At 31.2% G+C, this 21,770-nt stretch carries 20 protein-coding genes; 11 read left to right on the forward strand and 9 right to left on the reverse strand.

All coding sequences use genetic code 11. The features are described from left to right. Positions 1 to 166 precede the first annotated feature (166 nt). Positions 167 to 1,738: a hypothetical protein gene (locus tag ABD939_RS10080; protein ID WP_345167911.1), complete on the forward strand. Its 1,572-nt coding sequence runs from the start codon at positions 167 to 169 to the stop codon at positions 1,736 to 1,738. Positions 1,739 to 1,970: 232 nt separating this feature from the next. Here the strand turns inward: ABD939_RS10080 and glyA are convergent, their stop codons facing one another. Next, positions 1,971 to 3,242, reverse strand: a complete 1,272-nt coding sequence (glyA, locus tag ABD939_RS10085) for a serine hydroxymethyltransferase (RefSeq protein WP_345167913.1) — start codon at positions 3,240 to 3,242, stop codon at positions 1,971 to 1,973. Between the two features lie 201 nt (positions 3,243 to 3,443). On the opposite strand from glyA, the gene fahA reads away from it, so the two are divergent. After that, complete coding sequence (gene fahA / locus ABD939_RS10090) at positions 3,444 to 4,727, forward strand: fumarylacetoacetase (protein ID WP_345167916.1); 1,284 nt, start codon at positions 3,444 to 3,446, stop codon at positions 4,725 to 4,727. 123 nt (positions 4,728 to 4,850) lie between these two features. Continuing rightward, entirely contained in the window at positions 4,851 to 6,026 is a 1,176-nt protein-coding gene (locus tag ABD939_RS10095; protein ID WP_345167918.1) for a hypothetical protein, read from the forward strand. Between the two features lie 77 nt (positions 6,027 to 6,103). Here ABD939_RS10095 and ABD939_RS10100 read toward each other — a convergent pair whose 3' ends face one another. From ABD939_RS10100 to ytxJ, 7 genes are all read right to left on the reverse strand, one after another. Next, positions 6,104 to 7,312, reverse strand: a complete 1,209-nt coding sequence (locus ABD939_RS10100; RefSeq protein ID WP_345167921.1) for an amidohydrolase family protein — start codon at positions 7,310 to 7,312, stop codon at positions 6,104 to 6,106. Positions 7,313 to 7,322: 10 nt separating this feature from the next. Then, entirely contained in the window at positions 7,323 to 8,606 is a 1,284-nt protein-coding gene (locus tag ABD939_RS10105) for an amidohydrolase family protein (RefSeq protein WP_345167924.1), read from the reverse strand. A 120-nt stretch (positions 8,607 to 8,726) separates the two neighbouring features. Next, on the reverse strand, positions 8,727 to 9,377 hold the full coding sequence (locus tag ABD939_RS10110; RefSeq protein WP_345167927.1) for a hypothetical protein: 651 nt from the start codon (positions 9,375 to 9,377) through the stop codon (positions 8,727 to 8,729). 118 nt (positions 9,378 to 9,495) lie between these two features. Beyond that, positions 9,496 to 10,179 carry a hypothetical protein gene (locus ABD939_RS10115; RefSeq protein ID WP_345167930.1) on the reverse strand — a complete coding sequence of 228 codons (684 nt, stop codon included), beginning with the start codon at positions 10,177 to 10,179 and terminating at the stop codon, positions 9,496 to 9,498. An 86-nt stretch (positions 10,180 to 10,265) separates the two neighbouring features. Then, positions 10,266 to 11,717, reverse strand: a complete 1,452-nt coding sequence (locus ABD939_RS10120; RefSeq protein WP_345167932.1) for an MltF family protein — start codon at positions 11,715 to 11,717, stop codon at positions 10,266 to 10,268. Between the two features lie 6 nt (positions 11,718 to 11,723). Beyond that, positions 11,724 to 12,554: a glycoside hydrolase family 16 protein gene (locus tag ABD939_RS10125; protein WP_345167934.1), complete on the reverse strand. Its 831-nt coding sequence runs from the start codon at positions 12,552 to 12,554 to the stop codon at positions 11,724 to 11,726. Between the two features lie 76 nt (positions 12,555 to 12,630). Next, positions 12,631 to 13,020: a bacillithiol system redox-active protein YtxJ gene (gene ytxJ / locus ABD939_RS10130; RefSeq protein ID WP_345167937.1), complete on the reverse strand. Its 390-nt coding sequence runs from the start codon at positions 13,018 to 13,020 to the stop codon at positions 12,631 to 12,633. A gap of 200 nt (positions 13,021 to 13,220) precedes the next feature. Here ytxJ and clpB point away from each other — a divergent pair, with 200 nt between their 5' ends. The 8 genes from clpB (at position 13,221) to ABD939_RS10170 (ending at position 21,013) form a co-directional block, all read left to right on the forward strand. Continuing rightward, on the forward strand, positions 13,221 to 15,827 hold the full coding sequence (gene clpB / locus ABD939_RS10135; protein ID WP_345167940.1) for an ATP-dependent chaperone ClpB: 2,607 nt from the start codon (positions 13,221 to 13,223) through the stop codon (positions 15,825 to 15,827). 179 nt (positions 15,828 to 16,006) lie between these two features. Beyond that, positions 16,007 to 16,867, forward strand: coding sequence for a TraB/GumN family protein (locus ABD939_RS10140; RefSeq protein ID WP_345167943.1), 861 nt, complete (start codon positions 16,007 to 16,009; stop codon positions 16,865 to 16,867). A 59-nt stretch (positions 16,868 to 16,926) separates the two neighbouring features. After that, positions 16,927 to 17,523: a TetR/AcrR family transcriptional regulator gene (locus ABD939_RS10145; protein WP_345167945.1), complete on the forward strand. Its 597-nt coding sequence runs from the start codon at positions 16,927 to 16,929 to the stop codon at positions 17,521 to 17,523. A 52-nt stretch (positions 17,524 to 17,575) separates the two neighbouring features. After that, positions 17,576 to 18,076 carry an acyl-CoA thioesterase gene (locus tag ABD939_RS10150; RefSeq protein ID WP_345167948.1) on the forward strand — a complete coding sequence of 167 codons (501 nt, stop codon included), beginning with the start codon at positions 17,576 to 17,578 and terminating at the stop codon, positions 18,074 to 18,076. A gap of 202 nt (positions 18,077 to 18,278) precedes the next feature. Next, positions 18,279 to 19,022, forward strand: a complete 744-nt coding sequence (gene deoC / locus ABD939_RS10155; protein WP_345167951.1) for a deoxyribose-phosphate aldolase — start codon at positions 18,279 to 18,281, stop codon at positions 19,020 to 19,022. Positions 19,023 to 19,108: 86 nt separating this feature from the next. Further along, a complete protein-coding gene (deoC, locus tag ABD939_RS10160; RefSeq protein ID WP_345167954.1) occupies positions 19,109 to 19,774 on the forward strand; it encodes a deoxyribose-phosphate aldolase in 666 nt (221 codons plus the stop codon). Between the two features lie 3 nt (positions 19,775 to 19,777). Then, positions 19,778 to 20,476, forward strand: a complete 699-nt coding sequence (deoD, locus tag ABD939_RS10165) for a purine-nucleoside phosphorylase (RefSeq protein WP_345167956.1) — start codon at positions 19,778 to 19,780, stop codon at positions 20,474 to 20,476. Positions 20,477 to 20,485: 9 nt separating this feature from the next. Next, positions 20,486 to 21,013, forward strand: a complete 528-nt coding sequence (locus tag ABD939_RS10170; protein WP_345167958.1) for a SixA phosphatase family protein — start codon at positions 20,486 to 20,488, stop codon at positions 21,011 to 21,013. Here ABD939_RS10170 and ABD939_RS10175 read toward each other — a convergent pair. Continuing rightward, positions 21,006 to 21,755 (reverse strand): DUF6503 family protein, encoded by a 750-nt coding sequence (locus ABD939_RS10175; protein WP_345167961.1) that lies wholly within the window; start codon positions 21,753 to 21,755, stop codon positions 21,006 to 21,008. The genes ABD939_RS10170 and ABD939_RS10175 overlap by 8 nt on opposite strands. Positions 21,756 to 21,770 lie beyond the last annotated feature (15 nt).

Genomic DNA, 21,770 nt, shown 5'->3' on the forward strand with positions numbered 1-21,770 from the left:
AGTTTTATAGTATCGCATAAACAAAAAAAAGCCTTTACAAATTGTAAAGGCTTTTTTATTAGCCTATTTTGAGTTAATAGTTAAGAAAAAACATTTAATACTACTTATTAAATACTATTTCATAAAATCAAAAGTTATATTTTAGCATTCTTAACTCGAATTAATAATGATTAAAAAACTCTGCTACTTTTTATTCCTAATATGCTTTTTAGTTTTTTGGAGTTCTTGTAGAAAGGATTTTGAATTTTCACCAAGCACTGGAAGTCTAGAATTTTCAAAAGACACGGTATACTTAGACACAATTTTCACAAACATAGGATCAAGTACATATAACTTAAAAGTTTACAATAGAAGTAATGAAGATATTCTTATCCCCTCTTTAAAACTTGGTTTAGGAGAATCATCAAATTATAGATTAAGCGTTGATGGTTTAGCAGGAAAAGAATTTCAGAATATAGAATTATTAGCAAAAGACAGTCTCTTTATATTTGTTGAAACAACTATAGATATTAATAATTTCCCAAATCCAGACGGAAACTTTTTATACACCGATAAAATTGAATTTGACAGTAATGCTAACTTACAAACTGTAGAATTAGTTACTCTAGTTCAAGATGCAGTCTTTATATATCCTAACCGAGATAACACAACTAAAGTAATAGAAACTTTAACGCTCAATGTTGATGGTGAACCAATTGAAACTGAACTACAAGGTCGAGAATTATTACCTACAGAACTAACTTTTACAAACGAAAAACCTTATGTTATCTATGGTTTTGCCGCAGTACCTAATGGAGAAACTTTAACCATTGAAGCTGGAGCAAGAATTCACTTTCATTCAGAATCTGGATTAATAGTAACTGACAATGCCACACTACAAGTAAATGGTAGTTTTAGTAATGACCAAGATGTATTAGAGAATGAAGTTATTTTTGAAGGCGACCGATTAGAACCCAATTTTTCTGAAACACCAGGGCAATGGGGAACTATTTGGTTTTTTGATGGAAGCATAAATAACACCATTAATAACGCTACAATAAAAAACGCAACTGTTGGAATTTTATGTGATGGTAACCCTAACGAGATTGGTAACAAATTAACCATTACAAATTCGCAAATTTATAACTCTAGTAGTTTTGGTATTTTGGGCAGAAACACATCTATTTTAGGAGAAAATTTAGTGATTAATAACACAGGTCAATCCTCTTTTGCAGGTACACTTGGTGGAAAATATAACTTTACACATAGCACAATCGTAAATTATTGGAATAATAGTTTTAGGCAATTCCCATCAGTATTACTTAATAATTTTATTTTAGATGAAGATAATAATGCGACTATTGCAAATTTAACCGAAGCAAATTTTAGCAATTGTATTATTTATGGCAACGATAACCCAGAAATTCTTTTGGATGAAATTGAAGATGAGGCGGTAGAATTTAATTTTAAGTTTACAAATTGCTTAATTCGATTTGAAGATAATAATAACAACTTTACAGGTCCTAATTATGATTTGACTGATATTACCAAATATGAAGGCAATATTTTCAATGAAGACCCAAACTTTCTTGATACAGAATTAAATAAACTTATAATTGGCGAAGAGTCTGCAGCTATAAACCAAGGACTAGCAGCTTTTGCAATACAAGTTCCTTTTGATATTTTAAATGTCAGCAGAACTAGTTCTCCAGATTTAGGTGCCTACCAGCATATCACGTTTCCTGAAGATGAGAATTAACATTTAAAAGCTTAATTGATAATTTTCTGGATACGCGATTTTCAATTTAAACAAATGGTTTCTAACGCCTTCAAGAATCTATTGTTACAACCTAGATTTTTAGTTTGAAGTATTTATAAATAGTAATCGTAAAAAACTTTTTTATTTAAACTCATATAATAACTAACTATTATTTACAATAAAACCCGTGATTAACGGGTTTTACTATTCATATTATATGTTTGAAGTGTGTCTAAACAAATAAAGGCTTGTCCTTCATCATTGTATTAACTTTAGCTTTAACTGATTCTAAAGTAGCTTCATCCTCAAAATTTGTAATAACTTCATCAACTAAGTCTACAATAGCAACCATATCTGCTTCTTTTAGCCCACGAGTAGTAACGGCAGAAACTCCTAAACGGATTCCAGATGTTACAAATGGCGACTTATCATCAAAAGGAACCATGTTCTTATTTGCTGTAATATCAGCTTTAACAAGTGCTTGTTCTGCATCTTTTCCAGACACATTTTTGTTTCGTAAATCTATTAACATCATATGATTATCTGTTCCGTTAGAAATAATATGATAATCTTTAGCTACTAAAGCTTGTGCCATAGCATTTGCATTAGCTTTTACTTGTAATTGATAATGTAAAAATTCATCAGTTAATGCTTCTCCAAAAGCAATTGCTTTAGCCGCAATTATATGTTCCAATGGTCCGCCTTGATTTCCTGGAAAAACAGCAGAATCTAACAATGAGGACATTTTACGTAAATTCCCATTTTTTAAAGTAATTCCGAAAGGGTTTTCAAAATCTTGCCCCATCATAATCATACCGCCTCTTGGTCCTCTTAGCGTCTTGTGTGTTGTTGTAGTAACGATGTGACAATGCGGAAGCGGATCATTCAAAATGCCTTTAGCTATCAAACCTGCAGGATGTGAGATATCTGCTAATAAAATAGCACCAACACTATCGGCTATAACTCTAAAACGTTCAAAATCTATGTCACGAGAATAGGCAGAAGCTCCGGCTATTATTAATTTAGGTTGCTCTTTTGTAGCAATCTCTTGAATTTTATCATAATTTAAGACACCTGTTTCTTCCTCAACACCATAAAAAGAAGGTTTATATAATTTACCAGAAAAATTTACTGGCGACCCATGTGTTAAGTGCCCTCCGTGAGACAAATCGAATCCTAAAATCTTATCACCAGGTTTCAAGCATGCGTGGTAAACAGCTGTATTTGCTTGACTTCCCGAGTGCGGTTGCACATTTACATATGCAGCACCAAACAAAGCTTTTGCTCTATCAATAGCAATTTGCTCAACCTCATCAACTACTTCGCAGCCACCGTAGTAACGCTTTCCTGGGTAGCCTTCAGCATATTTATTTGTTAAAACAGAACCTGCAGCCTCCATAACTTGATTACTTACAAAATTTTCAGATGCAATTAATTCAATACCATGAAGTTGACGCTCTTTTTCAGCCTCAATAAGTTCAAAAATTTGTTCGTCGCGTTTCATAAAATGTCTTTCTAATTAAATATTGGGCAAAAATATGAAATACAATATTTAAATTCATCAAAAAACATATATTTACTAGTAAGTTTTTAACCATTTTATTAACGTTTAAAGTTAACCTAGATTTTTTTTGTTTTTGTTATTTAAAATAAAAAAAATGTGTAGGTTTGATAAGAAATCAATAACAAAAAATAAAATAAAGCTATGCCATTATCAGCTAATAATCCAGATAGAAAATCGTGGTTACACGTAGATAAAAACTCAGACTTCCCAATACAGAATATTCCTTTTGGTGTGTTTTTAACCCGAGATGATATTATAACCATTGGTACACGAATTGGAGACACCGCCATAGATTTAGGAGCTTTACACCAACTTGGGTATTTTGATGGGATTCCATTAACTGATGATATTTTTCTTCAAGACTCTTTAAACGACTTTATAGCCGACGGTAGAAAAACATGGCGCGCTGTTAGAAATAGAATTGCTGAAATTTTTGATAGCAACAATAAAACACTTAAAGACAACAAGCCGCATAAAGAAATTGTACTATTTCGTTTAGATGAAATAGAGATGCAATTACCTGTTCAAATTGGTGATTACACCGATTTTTATTCAAGTATAGAGCACGCTACAAACGTAGGAACCATGTTTAGAGATCCAGATAATGCGTTGCTACCAAACTGGTTGTATATTCCAGTGGGTTATCATGGGAGAAGTTCTTCAATTATTCCTTCAGGAATTCCAGTACACAGGCCACAAGGACAAACACTACCGAATGGAGCAACTGAACCTGTTTATGGCCCAAGTAAATTAGTCGATTTTGAATTAGAAATGGCTTTTATTACCACAGACGCTAACGATTTAGGAGAACCTATCCCTATTGAAGAAGCTGAAGAATATATATTTGGATTAGTCCTACTAAATGATTGGAGCGCCAGAGATATACAAAAATGGGAATATGTTCCTTTAGGACCGTTTTTAGCTAAAAACTTCGCATCATCTATCTCACCTTGGATAGTAACTTTAGATGCTTTAGAGCCTTATCGTGTTGAAGGACCAAAACCTGTTAAACCACAACTAGATTATCTTAAGTATGAAGGAAAGAAAAGTTACGATATTCATCTAGAAGTATCTATTCAACCAGAAGGTGCAAAAGAAGCAGTTGTTAGTAATTCTAACTTCAAGTACATGTATTGGAATATGGTACAGCAATTAGCACATCATACAGTTAATGGTTGTCCAGTAAATTCTGGTGATATGATGGGAAGCGGAACTATTTCAGGTTCTACCGAAGATTCTTATGGATCTATGTTAGAACTTACATGGAAAGGCGAAAAACCACTTAAAATGAAAGATGGTACCGAGCGCAAATTTATTAATGATAACGATACTGTTATTATGAGGGGCCATTGTGAAAATGATGGAACTCGAATAGGTTTTGGAGAAGTATCAACAAAATTACTTCCTGTTTTTTCTAAAAAATAAGATAAAACTTACATAAAATTAATATAAATTACATTTAATCGTATTTATTTGCGTTTTATCTGCAATAGTAGTACTTTGGCACCACTATTGAAATCATAGCCCCATAACCTAAAATTTTAACCTATGAAAAAAATATTACTTTCAGCAATAGCCATTACAATACTTTTTGCGTGTAGTACACGCAGACAAATGGAAAAAACCATAAGCTATGGTAACTACGATCGTGCAATTTCAGATGCGATTGGCAAACTTCAAATTAATAAAGACAGAAAGGGTAAAACCGATATTATAATGTTACTTGAAGAAGCTTTTAATAAAGCAACTGCAAGAGATTTAGATAATATTAATCTTCTTAAAAAAGACAATAACCCAGAAAGCTACTTACGTATTTTTGATTCGTATGTGAACTTAGATAATCGTCAAGAACGCATTAAACCGCTTTTGCCTCTTTATATAAAAGACAGAGCCATCAATTTAAATTTTAATGATTATTCTGATGAAATTATTGATTATAAAAATAGTGCTTCAATACAATTATACAATAACGCTACAGCTTTGTTAAACGCGAATAATAAATTAGATTTTAGAACAGCTTATCAAGTTTTGCAAAGCATTGAAGAAATTAACCCTAATTATAAAGATGTGCGTCAACTGATGCAAATAGCACACAATAAAGGAATTGATTTTGTATTAGTAGATATGATTAATGATTCTGGGAAAATTATTCCAGTTCGTTTAGAAAATGATTTGCTAAACTTTAGTAGTTACGGTCTAAATAACTTTTGGGCTGTATATCATAGCACACCAGAAGACAAAGTTAACTACGATTACAATATGCGTGTTAACTTAAGAGGTATTAATATTTCTCCAGAGCAAATTAAAGAGCGTCAAATAATTAAAGAAAAACAAATTGCTGACGGAAAAAAAGAACTGATTGAAAATGGAGAAGTTGTTAAAGACAGTCTTGGTAATGCTATTAAAGTAGACAGAATGAAAACCGTGCGTTGCGAATATTATGAGTTTACACAATTTAAAGCAACACAAGTAACCGGAAATGTAGAATATGTAAATTTAAACACAAAACAACTTGTAGATGCATTTCCTGTAACTAGTAAGTTTGTTTTCGAGCATATTTATGCGACCTCTAGAGGAGACCGAAGAGCTTTAGAAACAAGTTTGATTCCTTTTTTAGAAAGACGAGCTGTTCCCTTCCCTACTGAAGAGCAAATGATTTATGACACAGGCGAAGATCTAAAACTTCAATTAAAAAATATTATAAATTCATATAGCTTAAATTAAATAAAAAACTCCCAAAATAATTTGGGAGTTTTTTTATATCATAAGTTTGATTTGTCTTATTGTAAGTTAACCACAATCTACTTTTTTACTTCATAACTCAATTCACCATTTGTAATTACAGTGGTAACTGTTGTTAGATACTCAAAAGGGTCGCCATCAAAAATTACAACATCGCCATCTTTACCTTTTTCAAGAGAGCCAATTCGATTATCTTGACCTATAATTTTCGCAGCATTTATGGTAATCGATTTTAATCCATCATTGAATGAAAGTCCATTAGCAACGGCAATAGCGGCTTCAAACAAAATAACTCTAGTTTTAGGAACATAAGGTTCATAACCACTTTGTATAGCTACTGGTACACCAACATTTGCAAGTATTCCTGCCGTCTCCCACGACATGTTTTTCATATCGCCATAACCTCTGGCTTTAGTTGGGTGTAAAACAACTTCAGCATTTGCAGCTTTTATCTCGTCTATTAATAAGTAAGATTCTGATGCACCATCAAGTACTAATTTTAAATTAAACTCTTTAGCCAAACGAATAGCAGTCATAATTGAGTTTGATGAATTTGCGGTAATTAATGCTTTAAGCTTTCCTTCTAAAAGCATCACAAGCGTTTCCATTTTAAGATTTCTAGCAGGACGCTTAGAAGCATCTGAATTAGACGATTTCTTTTGATATTCTTGAGCTTTTATGAGTTCTGAACGTAGCATCGCCATTTCTTTAGCTACAGTTCCAGGTGTTTTAAAATTTGAATGAACACTTCCGCCCATAGTCATAGCAAGCATGGTAGCATCATCTAGTTTTACATCTTCAATGGTTTTTCCTACCGTTTTTGCAACAAAGGTTTGACCGCTAATTGGAGCACCCGGCCCATGTCCTGTATGTACTGTTGTTATCCCATTTGAATTTAAAAAAGCGACTAAAGATTCTTGAGGATTGTAAGCATCTATGGCTCGTAATTCTGGTTGAATGGGAGACGATTTATCTAGTTGCATTTGATCTGACTTTTGGTTGTAAATACCAGAAAACCCAACAGTGGCATGAGCATCAACTAAACCGGGTGTAACCACCTTTCCTTCATAAATCTTAAAACCATTTGGTATTTTCACTTTAGATGCGCTTCCTACTTTGGTTATTTTTCCATCTCTTATAAGAACAATACCATTTTTAATCGTTTCACCAGTAACGGTATAAACAGTTTCACCTTTTACTGCTATTTGTGCTTCCGTAAATTGAATTACAAATAGTAAACTGGCTGTAAATAAAATATACTTTATCATATTTTCTATATTAATCGTGAACATGTGTAGTTGTTTCTGGATATACTTGATATCCGCCTACAGCAAATGCTTTATCTGTTTTGTTTTTTCTATCGTAAACTTTTTGTCCTTCAATCCAAGTTTCTTCAACGTGTGTATAAACGCTTAATGGATCGCCGGAAAGAATTATAAAATCTGCGTCTTTTCCTTTTTCTAGAGATCCAATTCTATCATCTAATTCAAGCATTCTAGCTCCTGCCAATGTTAAACCTTCTAAAGCTTTTTGTTTTGACATGCCTTCACGAACACCAATAGCAGCAGAACGCAAGAATAAGCGCGAGTCTGTAATTGGGTCGTCTGTATGAAAAGCAACATCTACACCTGCTTTTTCAAGAAAAGGCGCACTTTTAGGATCAAGGTCTACAGCTTCCATTTTACCTCCTGGAGAATCTATAAAAATTAGAGATACTGGAACCTTAGCTTCAGCGATTTCATCAGCTACTTTCCATGCTTCACTTACATGATGTAGCACAATTTTAAAACCAAATTCTTTAGATATGCGAATAGCTGTAAGTACATCATCATGCCTATGTGTATGAAAATGAACAATACGTTTTCTTTCTAAAATTTGTACAAGTGCCTCCATTTTTAAATCGCGTGTTGGCATTTTTGAGGCATCTTTTTTACCAGCATCTAGCTTTTTCTGATAATCTTGAGCTTTAATAAACAATTCTCTTACTAAAGCTGCAGATTTTGCTCGTGTTCCGGGAAAAGGCTTATCTCTAATAGAGTTTGTACCATTTGCCATTTTCATACCGCCACAAATTTCAGAGGATACATTATTACAAATAGTTAAATCTTCAATTACTTTACCAAGCTTATTTTTAATATACACGGTTTGTCCGCTCATAAGATGCCCAGAACCTGGCATAATATTAAGCGTAGTAATGCCACCAGAACGTGCTTTCATCAAATCTACAGCCATAGGGTTTAAAGCGTCTAGTAATCTAACTTCAGGATGTAATGCCCCTGACCTATCGCCTCCAGAACCATTTCCCAAATGGGAATGTGTATCTATTAAACCTGGCATAATTACTTTACCTGACACATCATTAACTATAGCATTTTGTGGAATATTTACATTGGAACCTACTGCAATTATTTTTCCGTTTTGCACCAGTAAAGTACCATTTTCAATAGGGTTTCCATTAATTGGATAAATTAGCGCTCCTTGATATGCTATTGGAGTATTTTGTGAGTTTAAAAAAAATAGAGAACAGAGAAATAGTAAAATAAATGATATTCGAACTTTCATAAATTATGGATTAGTTAATTAAGGGTATTTGTAAATATAGTTAAAACAAAATACTTAATAATTTTGTGTAGTTTTTAATAATGTGATCTTGAGTTACCCTTATCGTTTTTGTGTATGGTCTTATTTTTTAAATTTAGTCTTTGGCCTTGGTGGTGGACTAAAATAGTTTTCATTAATTAAAAGTATTTTCAAATCCTTTTTGTTTGTAATTCGGTAATAGGTTTCTGTAAGTTGATTTAAGATATTAGGCAGGTTATTAAATTCATTTTTATCATCATACTGAATACATATGGTTAGCTTTTCTGAACTTTCACTTAAATCTAAATTTTTTCCATTATTTTCAATATCTTTTCTTAAAACATTTTCTAAACTATCCAAAGGAAGACCAGATTTGTTATTTTTAAATATCTTATTATTATAGATTTCAATTACATTTTTAGTTTTAATAATTCTAAAAGAATCTTCTTTTAGACAAGTGTTTCTGAAATAAATGGTTTTAATTTCTCTGTCTGTTGTTGAAGTTATTTTCGGTATACTATCATTACAGACTATTATTTCAATTCGATTAATTAGGTCAATCCAGTTTTCGAAATTATTAACGTTTAATTCTACTCCTAGACTATCATTTTGTCTATTCCACTTTCCAAATTCCATTTGAATCAAGGCCGTTTCTTTTTGTGTTGACTCTTTTTCTTTTTTGTCAGGGTTTCGACATCCGATTATTATTAAAATCAATATAACAGCGAAAGATACTTTAATTTTATTTTTCATTTCGTTTTGTTTATGAGCAACACAGCTTATTCGTATATGAAAATTTACGTGTTTTTGCGCAAGGATTTTCCGAATTAACTATGTACTAGCAATTAATTATAGCCATTTAGGTAATATGTTATTTTATTTTTATTAGTTCAAATTGATAACTTCTGTTCATCCAAGTGGTTTTTAAGTAAACGGATTCACTACTATTTGTTAGTATTTCATATTGGTAAACATCTCCAGTTTTACTTAACTCCTTTTTCATTGGGTCATTACTTTCCTTAAAAATTAAATCAAATTCGCAATTTTCATTCCATATTATATTCAGAAGAGAGTATGTTTTTCCATTTTTCATTCGTTCCAAAAACATATTATTTGATATTGTAACAAAAGTTGTGTCCACGATTCCAACTTCAGGTCTTTCAGTTAGATAATAGAATTCTCCTTTTTTCAAATCTTTGCAATTCAAATCAGGTTGTTTCTCAACTTTTTCTTCGTCTCCAGCAACGCCAGATGGAAAGTTATCTAAAACATAAGGGCACTCTTTAATCATTTTTACACCGATTTTATTTCCAACTTCTTCCATATTTAAATCTTCCATTGTTTCGGCTTTGTAGTGCTCTTTTATTTCTTTCCAATTATTTATCAGTAAGTCCTCAAAACAAGGCCCCATTTCATTAGGATTTTTAACTTCTTGTTTTTCAATACATTTACATAATTTTTTCGAAAGTTTATCAATAATGTCCTGAGCAGATAGATTATAACTTAAGCCCAGTAAAAGGATAGATACTGTAATAATACGATAGGTTTCTGTCAAAATGTTTTATTTCTAATGATAAAGCTAAAGTTAGAATTTTCCTACCAGAAAGTCAATACGTAGATATACCTATTTTCTAAAAGTATCTATTCTTCAATAAATTGTTGGTAATGCTGGTAGCGTTCAAAAATTTGCTTCACATAATTGTATGGTTCCAAACCTCTTACATAACCATATTTAACTACTGGATGGTTATAATATTCTGGTTTACTTAACTTTAATATCATATTTTCTACATTATTATCCCATACATCTTTTTGTAATCCTTCACTTTCGGCTAACCTTCGAGCATCTAAAACATGCCCTAATCCACAATTGTATGAAGCCATAGTAAACTTTAAACGCTGAATGGAATCATTGACTTGTTCAAAATTTTTCCATAATTGTTTTAAGTATTTTGTTCCGCCTTTAATACTTTGTTCTGGGTCTGCTCTGTTAGTCACACCAAGCTCAATAGCGGTATTTGGCATAAGTTGCATTAAACCTGATGCCTTAGCCCAAGAACTTACTCTGGGATCAAACTTTGACTCTTGATATACTTGAGATGCAATAAGTCTCCAATCCCAATTTAAATGTTTTGAATGTTTTTTAATTAACTCGTCATAAATACTAATTTGCTGTTTATTTATACTATAAAAATTGCTTCTTATACGTCTTCTAAAGTATTTTTTGTTTTTGAAGTACTTATTGTAAATTACATTAAAATCTATCTTCCTTTTTATTTGCGATAACCAATTATTTGTTGCTTTCAATAAACTTTGCGAATCGTGTCGAGTAGCCCAAGCTATGCGTTGCGAAAAACTAACAGGAACCTTAACATCTAAAATAGGATAATACGTTGCCATAATGCTTGCTATATTTTGGTCTGCTATGGTGTACTTAATGTCTCCCTCAACTACCCGTTCTATAATTTCATCTGTAGTCATTTCTCCTGGCAGTATTTTTACATGAATTTTTCCGCCTAATTCTCCTGACAAATTATCTATTCGCTCTTTGTACGACGTTTTATCTCTTACAGAAATGGTATGGCCTAATAAATCTACTGGATCATTTACTAAGGCTTTGTTTAGTTTACTCCATTTCATTGTTCGCCAGTTAACAGGCTTTTTTTGAACTAAAACCTGCTTTGTTAAATACAAATGGTCTGTAAAGGACACTTCTGTTTGTCGTTCTTGTGTAATGGCTAAACCATGTGCTATAATATCACCTTCACCATTATTCAATTTCTCGAAAAGCTCAGTTACATTTTTTACAACTATTATTTCTAAGGTTACGTTTATGTATTTCGAAAAGCGTTCTAATAGTTCAAACTCGTAACCCATAGGCCTTCCTTTATAGAGATAATAGGTTGTTCCGCTGTAAACAACTAATGCTCTTAAAGTTCCTTTTGCCTTAATTTGCTCTAAATCCCACTGACCATCTATTTGATCAACTTCTACCTCATTTTTAGTAATTGAATCTTTTTCGCAGCAGAAAAAAAGAATAAAAACTAAATAGAATATCTTAAAACTATTATTTAAAGAAGCTTTTTGTTTCATTAAAATTTATTGATATACTCTGATATAATCGACCACCATGGCACTTTCTTCAAAGGAAGGATCTATATCAGGTTCTATGGCTATGTTGAGTAGTAAGTATTGATCAGAAGTAAAAGGCCATGTATCTGCATTTTTTATTTCTGGTTTATAAGTATAATGTTCAATACCATCAACACTAAAAATCATTTTATTCTCATCCCATTCTAACTCATAGATGTGGAATTCATTTGATACATTCTCAATAATTCTACCTCCAACATTTACAACATCATCTCCAGCACTAGATCCTGTGTGAACAGCACTTTGAATACGATTTTGTTTACCCCCCCAGTGCTCCAAAATGTCTATTTCGCCACAAACAGGCCAATAAGTTGTACCGTAACCTTGCTTTTCCCAATACGCTCCGGGTTCGTCAATATTTTTATTAAGCATCCAAATTGCTGGCCATGTGCCAATTCCAGTAGGTAATTTAACCCTTACTTCTACTTTTCCATAAGTAAATGCGAATTTTGAATTTAACCTTGCAGAGGTGTAGTTTTTAATTTCTCCTTGGTCGTTAAAAACTTCTTTTTTGGCTACCAAGTTTAAAAACCCATCTTTAACAAATGTATTTTCTAATCTATTGGTGTAATGGTTTATTAAGCCTCCATACCAATCGCCACCTGCTGGTAGTTGTGTTTGATGAAACCATTTTGTAGAGTCAATAGCGCCACTATTATCAAACTCATCAGACCAAACTAATGTATCGAAACTTGAAACTGATTCGTTTTTAGATTTCTTACAACTTGAAGTAAAAACTAATAAAAAGGAAAAAAATAAAACAGGGAGAAATCGCATATACTTGGATTGTTATAGAAAATTACAATCTAAATATACTGTTTACTAAATACTTAAAAAAATAACCTAAGAAGTATTATATAAATTGTTGAAGATTTATACTGTTAATTGCTCCATGAGAATCTTGCGCAACCACCACTCCATTTTTTATTACAAGAAGTTGTGGAGATTCGTGCATAACTTGAAATTTAGCGGCTATTTCATTAGAAATATCTCTGTTACTCAACAAATCTAGATAATATAAATCTAAGTCTTTTTCAGTAAGCGAATAGGCATCTATAAATTGATTCATTACCATTCTACTTATACCGCATCTAGTAGAATGTTTGAAGATAACTTGAGTTTTTGTTTTAGACTTACTTTCAATTTCACTTAATTGTTTTAAATCATTCAATGCTATCCAAGGTAAAACCTTTTCTTCTTTAGCTTCACCAGAACCACCAAAAACTTTACTAAAAAATCCCATTTTAAATTTCTTTTTATACTTTCCAAAAAAACATGGAAAATCTAATTAACACAAATTAAGTCGAAACAAATTCTAAATCTTACAAACAGACAAAAAGTCATTCAAAACAAGGCTAAACAAGACATTTTGTCTCTTAAAATCAATTGGTAAGATTGTTGACCTATAGTTGTTGTAAATGTAAAAAGAAAACAACAAATTATATGAATCCAAATAATTATACAATAAAATCGCAAGAAGTCATACAGCAAGCACAACAAATTGCTCAAGGCTTTTCCCATCAACAAATTGAAAACGAACATATTTTTAAAGGTATTTTCGAAGTTGATGAAAACGTATTACCATTCTTGTTAAAAAAGCTGAATGTAAACGTTTCAATTTTAAAACAGGCTTTAGATAAGCAATTAGAAAGCTTTTCTAAAGTAACAGGTAGCGAACTCATGCTTTCTCGTGAAGCTGGAAAAACACTTAACGAAGCCTCAATCATTGCTAAAAAAATGAAAGACGACTTTGTATCTGTAGAGCATTTAATATTAGCTGTATTTAAATCTAACAGCAAAATAGCACAAATGTTGAAAGATCAAGGGGTAACTGAAAAAGGTTTAAAAGCTGCAATTGAAGAACTACGAAAAGGCGAAAACGTAACGTCTCAAAGTCAAGAAGAAACTTATAATTCACTTAATAAATACGCTAAAAATTTAAACCAGTTAGCTAAAGATGGTAAACTAGACCCAGTAATTGGTCGTGATGAAGAAATTAGAAGAATACTTCAAATTTTATCTAGACGTACCAAAAACAACCCTATTTTAGTTGGTGAGCCTGGTACAGGAAAAACGGCTATAGCAGAAGGTTTAGCACACAGAATTATAGATGGCGATATTCCAGAAAACTTAGTTGATAAGCAAATTTTCGCTCTGGATATGGGCGCACTAATTGCAGGTGCAAAATACAAAGGTGAGTTTGAAGAACGATTAAAAGCCGTAATAAAGGAAGTTACAACTAGTGATGGTGATATTGTTCTATTTATTGATGAAATACATACCCTTGTGGGTGCTGGTGGTGGCCAAGGCGCTATGGATGCAGCAAATATTTTAAAACCTGCCCTAGCCCGCGGCGAACTTCGTGCTATTGGTGCTACAACTTTAGATGAATACCAAAAATACTTTGAGAAAGACAAAGCTCTAGAGCGTCGTTTTCAAAAAGTAATGGTAGATGAGCCAGATACCGAGAGTGCTATTTCAATTCTAAGAGGTATTAAAGAAAAATATGAAACACATCATAAAGTTCGTATTAAAGATGAAGCTATTATTGGTGCAGTAGAATTATCTACAAGATATATTACAAATCGTTTTTTACCAGATAAGGCCATTGATTTAATGGATGAGGCAGCATCTAAACTCCGAATGGAAATCAATTCAAAACCAGAAGAACTCGATGTTTTGGATAGAAAAATTATGCAGTTAGAAATTGAAATTGAAGCTATTAAGCGAGAAAAAGATGAAACAAAACTCAAATCATTACGCTCAGATTTAGCAAATATCAAAGAACAACGTAATGAAATTAATGCTAAATGGAAGTCTGAAAAAGAAGTAGTTGATAATATTCAAAATACAAAACAAGATATTGAAAACTATAAACTAGAGGCTGAAAAAGCAGAGCGTGAAGGTGATTATGGTAAGGTAGCAGAATTACGATACGGAAAAATTAAAGAGGCACAAGAACAACTGGAAGTATTTCAAAAAAAATTACAGGAACAAGCTGAAACCTCTTTAATTAAAGAAGAAGTAACTTATGATGACATTGCTGAAGTGGTAGCTAAATGGACAGGAATTCCAGTCACGAAAATGCTACAAAGTGAACGAGAAAAGTTATTAAAACTGGAAGATGAATTGCATAAACGTGTTGTTGGACAAGAAGAAGCTATTGAATCTGTAAGTGACGCCGTTAGAAGAAGTCGTGCAGGTTTACAAAATCCTCAAAAACCAATAGGTACTTTCTTATTCTTAGGAACTACAGGTGTAGGTAAAACAGAATTAGCAAAAGCCTTAGCAGAGTATTTATTTGATGATGACAATGCGATGACCAGAATTGACATGAGCGAATATCAAGAACGTCATACTGTTAGCAGATTAGTTGGAGCACCTCCTGGATATGTTGGATATGATGAAGGCGGACAACTTACCGAAGCTGTAAGAAGAAAACCATATTCTGTTGTACTGTTGGATGAAATAGAAAAAGCACATCCAGATACATTTAATATTTTATTACAAGTGTTAGATGAAGGACATTTAACTGATAATAAAGGGCGCGTTGCTAATTTTAAAAACACCATTATTATCATGACTTCAAATATGGGAAGTAATATCATTCAAGAGCGTTTTGAGGCTACAAAAGATATAGAGTCTGCCATTGAAGTAGCTAAAATTGATGTTTTGGCCTTACTTAAGCAAACGGTTCGTCCAGAATTTTTAAATAGAATTGACGACACCGTGATGTTTACACCACTAAGCAAAAAGAATATTGTTGATATTGTTGGCTTACAACTAAAAAGTATAACAAAAATGATAGCACAACAAGGCATTACTTTTGATGCTACTCCTGAAGCTATTAATTATCTAGCAGAAAAAGGTTATAATCCAGAATATGGAGCAAGACCAGTAAAGCGAGTAATCCAAAAAGAAGTTTTGAATGCTTTAAGTAAAGAAATTCTATCTGGAAAAGTAACAACTGATAGTATTATATTACTAGATGCCTTTGATGATAAGCTGGTTTTTAGAAATCAAGGAGACTTAGTTACTGAAGAATTTTAAAAAACATAGGTTTTTCTGTAACAAAAATGAATTAAAACAGTCTTTATAATGGTTGGTTGTCTGTTTAATCGCAGACGGTTTAAAAGCAACATGAATCTTTAAATAGATGATTGTTGCTTTTTTTATGTAACAAACTCAACCATATTTATACTGATAGGTCGAAATAAAAACTTGAACATATGAAATTTAAATTATCACTATTAGTATTATCAGTTTTCTCAATTATATCAATTAACGCACAAGAACTAGAAAACTCAACACTTTGGAAAATTACTGGAAATGGTTTAGAAAAGCCTTCGTATTTATTCGGAACTATCCATATTACTTGTGATGCATCACTTGACGAAGACGTTACGAAAGCACTAGAAGAAACCTCTCAAGTAGTTTTAGAATTTGATATGGACGACCCTTCAATGCAAACAAAAATGATGGGTGGTATGTATATGAAAGATGGAAAGACCATAAAAGATTATGTTTCTGAAGAAGATTATACCGTTATAGATTCTCTATTTTTAAAAAATATAGGAATGTCTGTAAATATGATGCAAAATGTAAAACCATTTTTCTTATCAGCCATGTTATATCCAAAAATGATAGATTGCCCTATGCAATCCTTTGAAATGGAACTTATGAAAATTGCAAAAAGTCAAGAAGAGGAAGTAAATGGTCTTGAAACTATTGAAGAGCAATTACAATTATTTGATGATATTCCTTATGAGGATCAAATATCTGATTTGTTAAGAATGGCAAAAGATAATCTTGAATACGACAAAACAAGTTTTGCTAAAATGTTAGCTATTTACAAAAGTGAAAATATTTCTGAAATGCTTGATATGATGAATGATAAAAACAGTGTAACAGTTTCAAAGCATCAAGATAAACTTTTAGCAAACAGGAATAAAAATTGGATACCTAAAATTAAAGAATATTCTAAACAACAACCTACTTTCTTTGGTGTTGGTGCGGGTCATTTAGCGGGTAAAGAAGGTGTTATTCAATTATTAAGAAATTCAGGATACTCGGTTACAGCTGTTCAATAAAATATTAATTAGATATAAAAAATATACCGATTGGTATATTTTTTATATCTTTGTTAAATATGACTACAAAAGCTGAACTAACGTCAAAATATATTTTAGAGACTGTAGCGCCTATTTTTAACAAAAATGGTTATGCTGCAACTAGCATTTCAGATATTACAATGGCTACAGGTTTAACAAAGGGCTCTATATACGGTAATTTTAAAAATAAAGAAGAGCTTGCTATTGCATCCTTTAAGTTTACTATTAAAAACATGATGAATGTTATTAATAGTCATATTTCAAAAGGTGATTCTCCAATTAAAAAGCTATTTCTAATCACCGATTTTTATAGAAATTATTACGATTATAGTAAAAAACTTGGTGGGTGTCCTGTTTTAAATATTGGTGTTGATGCTAATAATCAGAACTCACTACTTCTACAAAAAGTAAGACAAGTTATAGAACGCATTCAAGATCAAGTTGCAACACTTATAGAAGATGGTATTGAAATTGGTGAAATATCCACAGAAGTAAATGCTATGCATTTCGCTAAACGATTAGATACCATGATACAAGGTGCTATTTTCATGACTTACACTATGGATGATGATATTTATTTAAAAGACACCATGGATACCATAGATAGAATAATAGTAAACGAATTAAAAATATAATATTTTTTTAACCAAAAATATACCGATTGGTATATTTTAAACACAAATTAAAATGAACGAATTATTAAAAGTATTAACAACAAAAACGAAAATTAGATTTCAAGACTGCGATCCTTTTAATCATTTAAATAATGGTAGTTATATAAATTATTTTATGAACCATAGGGAAGATTCCTTAATAGAAAACTACAATTTAGATATTTATAAAATAGCAAGAAAAGAAGGTAAAAGCTGGGTTTCTAGCAGTAGCCAAATAGCGTATTTAAAACCTGCTTTTTTAATGGAAACAGTGTATATAGAATCTCAATTAATAAAATACACTAATAGTGAATTACTTGTGGAAATGCGTATGTTTAATGAAGATAAAACTCATATAAAATCGATTATTTGGTGTGAATTTGTACATTTTAATTTGTTATTGCAAAAAAGAGAGACGCATTCAACTGAATTTCTAAATTTGTTTAAATCTGTAAATCATCCTGTTGATTCTCAAACTTTTGAAGAACGAATTCAAAAATTTAAAACAAAAAAAGTAAAAAAACATTCTAAATAATAAAATAATAATAACACAATTAAGTTCTAAAATAATAGAATGTGCAGTTCATCTAAAAATGTGAGTTTTAATGAAAAGTATCAGAAATTATTTATAAATTAGCTTAAATGTAAGTGCCCAAATCACTCATTTAAACCCAACTAACAAAATGTTTAATTTCTGAAAATCAGAATATTAACATTTTAAAAACCTACTTATACTAATGACAATATCAAAGTACATTGATTTCACCTTACTACATCCATCTGCCACAGAAAGAGATATAATAAACCTATGTAATGAAGCAAAACAAGATGGGTTTTATGCCATTTGTATAGGCAGTTGTTTTGTAGCTCTATCTAAACAATTACTTTACGATTCTTCAGTAAAAATATGTACTACTATAGGTTACCCTTTGGGCACTATGGCAACAGTATCAAAAGTTTTTGAAGCAAAAAAAGCCATTGAAGATGGAGCAGATGAAATTGAAATGGTAATTAATATTGGCTTACTTAAAAGCAGAAATTACGTATCGGTACTAAAAGATATTAGTGATGTAAAACTTGCTATAGGTAAAATTCCTTTAAAAGTGGTTATAGAAATTTCAGAATTAAACAAGAACGAAATAATAAAAGCATGTGAAATATGTTTAGATGCTAAAGCAGATTTTATAAAAACATCAAGCGGTTTTTCAAAAAGTGGAGCCACATTAACAGCCGTAAAGATTATTAAAAAAACAGTTAAGGATAAAGCTAAAATAAAAGCGTCTGGTGGTATTTTAGATTACGAAACGGCCTTAAAATATATTGAATCTGGAGCTGATAGAATTGGCACAGAAATAAACATACAAAGCGTAAATAAAGCGCAATTAAATAGAAATATAAAGATCTACAAAAACTATCTTCAAGGTATAGAAAAGAATAAAATTTCTAATTCAGATTCCTTCATAAAGAACTCACAATCATAAATTTTCAGTTAAATATCACTTCCTAATATACATTAAATTAATAATAGTTTAATACATTTGATTGTGCATACTTTAAGCACAACAATATGAAACTTTTAAACCATTATATAGACCATACACTTCTTAAGCCTAATGCCACTAAAAATGATATTATAAAGTTATGCAAAGAAGCCATTGAACATAAATTTTACTCCGTTTGCGTTAATAGTGGCTATGTATCTTTAGCGCAATCTCAATTAAAAAGCACCAACATAAAAATATGTAGTGTTGTTGGGTTTCCTTTAGGAGCTATGAGTACCAAAGCTAAAGTTGAAGAAGCTAAAACTGCTTTAAATGATGGTGCCCATGAAATTGATATGGTTATTAATATTGGATTGTTAAAAAGTAAAGATTTTGATGGTGTATGGAAAGATATTGAATCTGTTAAAAATATAATGCCAAATAAAATACTTAAAGTTATATTAGAAACTTGCTATCTTGAAGAACTCGAAATTATTAAAGCTAGTGAACTTGCCATACAAAGTGGTGCAGATTTTATAAAAACATCAACTGGTTTTGGTACTGCCGGAGCAACCGTTCATGATATAAAACTTATGAAGTGTGTAGCAAAAAATGAAGTAAAAATAAAAGCATCAGGTGGTATAAAAGATGCTAAAACAGCTCTAGAATATATTAACCTTGGTGTAGAACGCTTAGGAACATCAAGTGGTATTGAAATTGTAACTGGTAAATCTTCAAACTCAAAATATTAAAATATGAGCGTACATATTGAAGCCAAAAAAGGAGATATAGCCGAAACTATTTTATTACCAGGAGACCCCTTAAGAGCTAAATGGATTGCTGAAACTTTTTTTGAAAACCCTGTTTGTTTCAATAAAATTAGAGGAATGTTTGGTTACACAGGTAAGATTAAAGGGAAAAATATTTCTGTTATGGGAACTGGTATGGGGATTCCATCCATATCTATTTACGCACATGAACTTATTACAGAATACGGCGTAAAAAACTTAATTAGGGTTGGTAGTGCTGGTTCGTACCAAAAAGATATTAAAATTAGAGATATTGTTTTAGCCATGGCGGCATCTTCAAATTCAGGATTAAACGAACTTAGGTTTGGTGGAGCAGATTATGCACCAACTGCTAATTTTGAATTATTTCAAAAAGCTATTGAAGCTGCAAAACATAAAAATATCCAAATAAAAGCTGGTAATGTATTTACTTCTGATGAGTTTTATGCTGATGATTTTGAATCGTACAAAAAATGGTCAAAATTTGGAGTGCTATGTGTAGAAATGGAAACAGCTGGTTTATATACCGTTGCAGCAAAACACAATGTAAATGCTTTATCTATTTTAACTATTGCAGATTCTCTTGTAACAGGAGAGCGCACTTCTAGTGAAGAACGCGAAACCACTTTTAAAGACATGATTGAAATTGCTATTGAATTAGCTTAAAACTGAAGTATGAAACACCTATTATCTTTTATTCTCTGTACTCTTTTTATTTTGACGTCCTGCAAAAAGGAAACAACAATTATTAAAACACCAGATGATAAAACTATATCTACATTTTATTTTATAAGACACGCAGAAAAAGATAGGACTGACATTACCAATAAAAATCCAAAACTTAACGAAAAAGGACTTTTACGAGCTGAAAAATGGAGTCAAGTTTTTAAAAATGTAGCTTTTGATGCTATTTATTCAACTAACTATCACAGAACAAAACTAACTGCAGCACCTACTGCTAAACAAAACAACCTAGAAGTTATTATTTATAACTCCAATGCAATTGATATAAATAAATTTTTAAAGGAAAATGCAGGCAAAAACGTATTGGTTGTTGGACATAGTAATTCAACTCCATCTTTTGTAAATAAGATCCTAAAAAATAAAACTTACAAACAAATTGATGACAATAACAACGCTAACCTATATACGGTTACCGTTTTTAATGACACTATAATTAGCAATTTATTGTTTATTAAATAGCTTTGGTTCTGACTTTTATGTTTTCTAACTTTATTTTAGAAAGCAATTCTAATTCTTCTTTTTCAAACAAAACATCTAAATTCTCTAAAGTGGCATCTCCATTTTTTGGCTTATAGTTATTGTAATCTACAAACCTAATACCCTCAACATATCTCTCGTTATATGCTTCTCTAAAACGCAGTCCCATTCCGTGGTTTTCACTGTAAGAATAAGCTAAATAATCAACTTTATAGTTTTCTGTGTTTATCCAATAAATAAAAACATCCTCGAAGTCTTCTCCACCTCCATCTTCGTTAAAAGTAACCTTAATTTTATGGTACTCTTTATTCTTTAGAGTTATTGTCTCTAAATAACTTTTATTTACTGCTTCACTATTTAAACTATAAGGCAAAACAGAAAAATAATGGACTGAATTTACTGAACTAGAATAAGCCTGTTCTCGTTTTTCTGCTAATTCAACATATTCATTATTTATAAATCGCTTAAAACCTTTATTATTTAACACATCATTAATGACAGTTATTGAGTCTAGAAATTGTCTTTCATATTCAAATAAACCATTATTTCTAGTTGCTTTATAATGCCTGTTTCTAAAATCGAAGTCTATTATTGATTTTTCAATTATTTTCCCTCCTGAAATATCAATTGACTTATCAACAATAACACTTGCCTCTTTTGGACTTTCAGCACAACTAAAAACCAATAGTAAGATTAATAATTGTAATGAGATTTTTTTTATCATAAGATATTTTTTTTA

Source organism: Algibacter aquimarinus, assembly GCF_039543265.1.
Lineage (GTDB): Bacteria > Bacteroidota > Bacteroidia > Flavobacteriales > Flavobacteriaceae > Algibacter_B > Algibacter_B aquimarinus.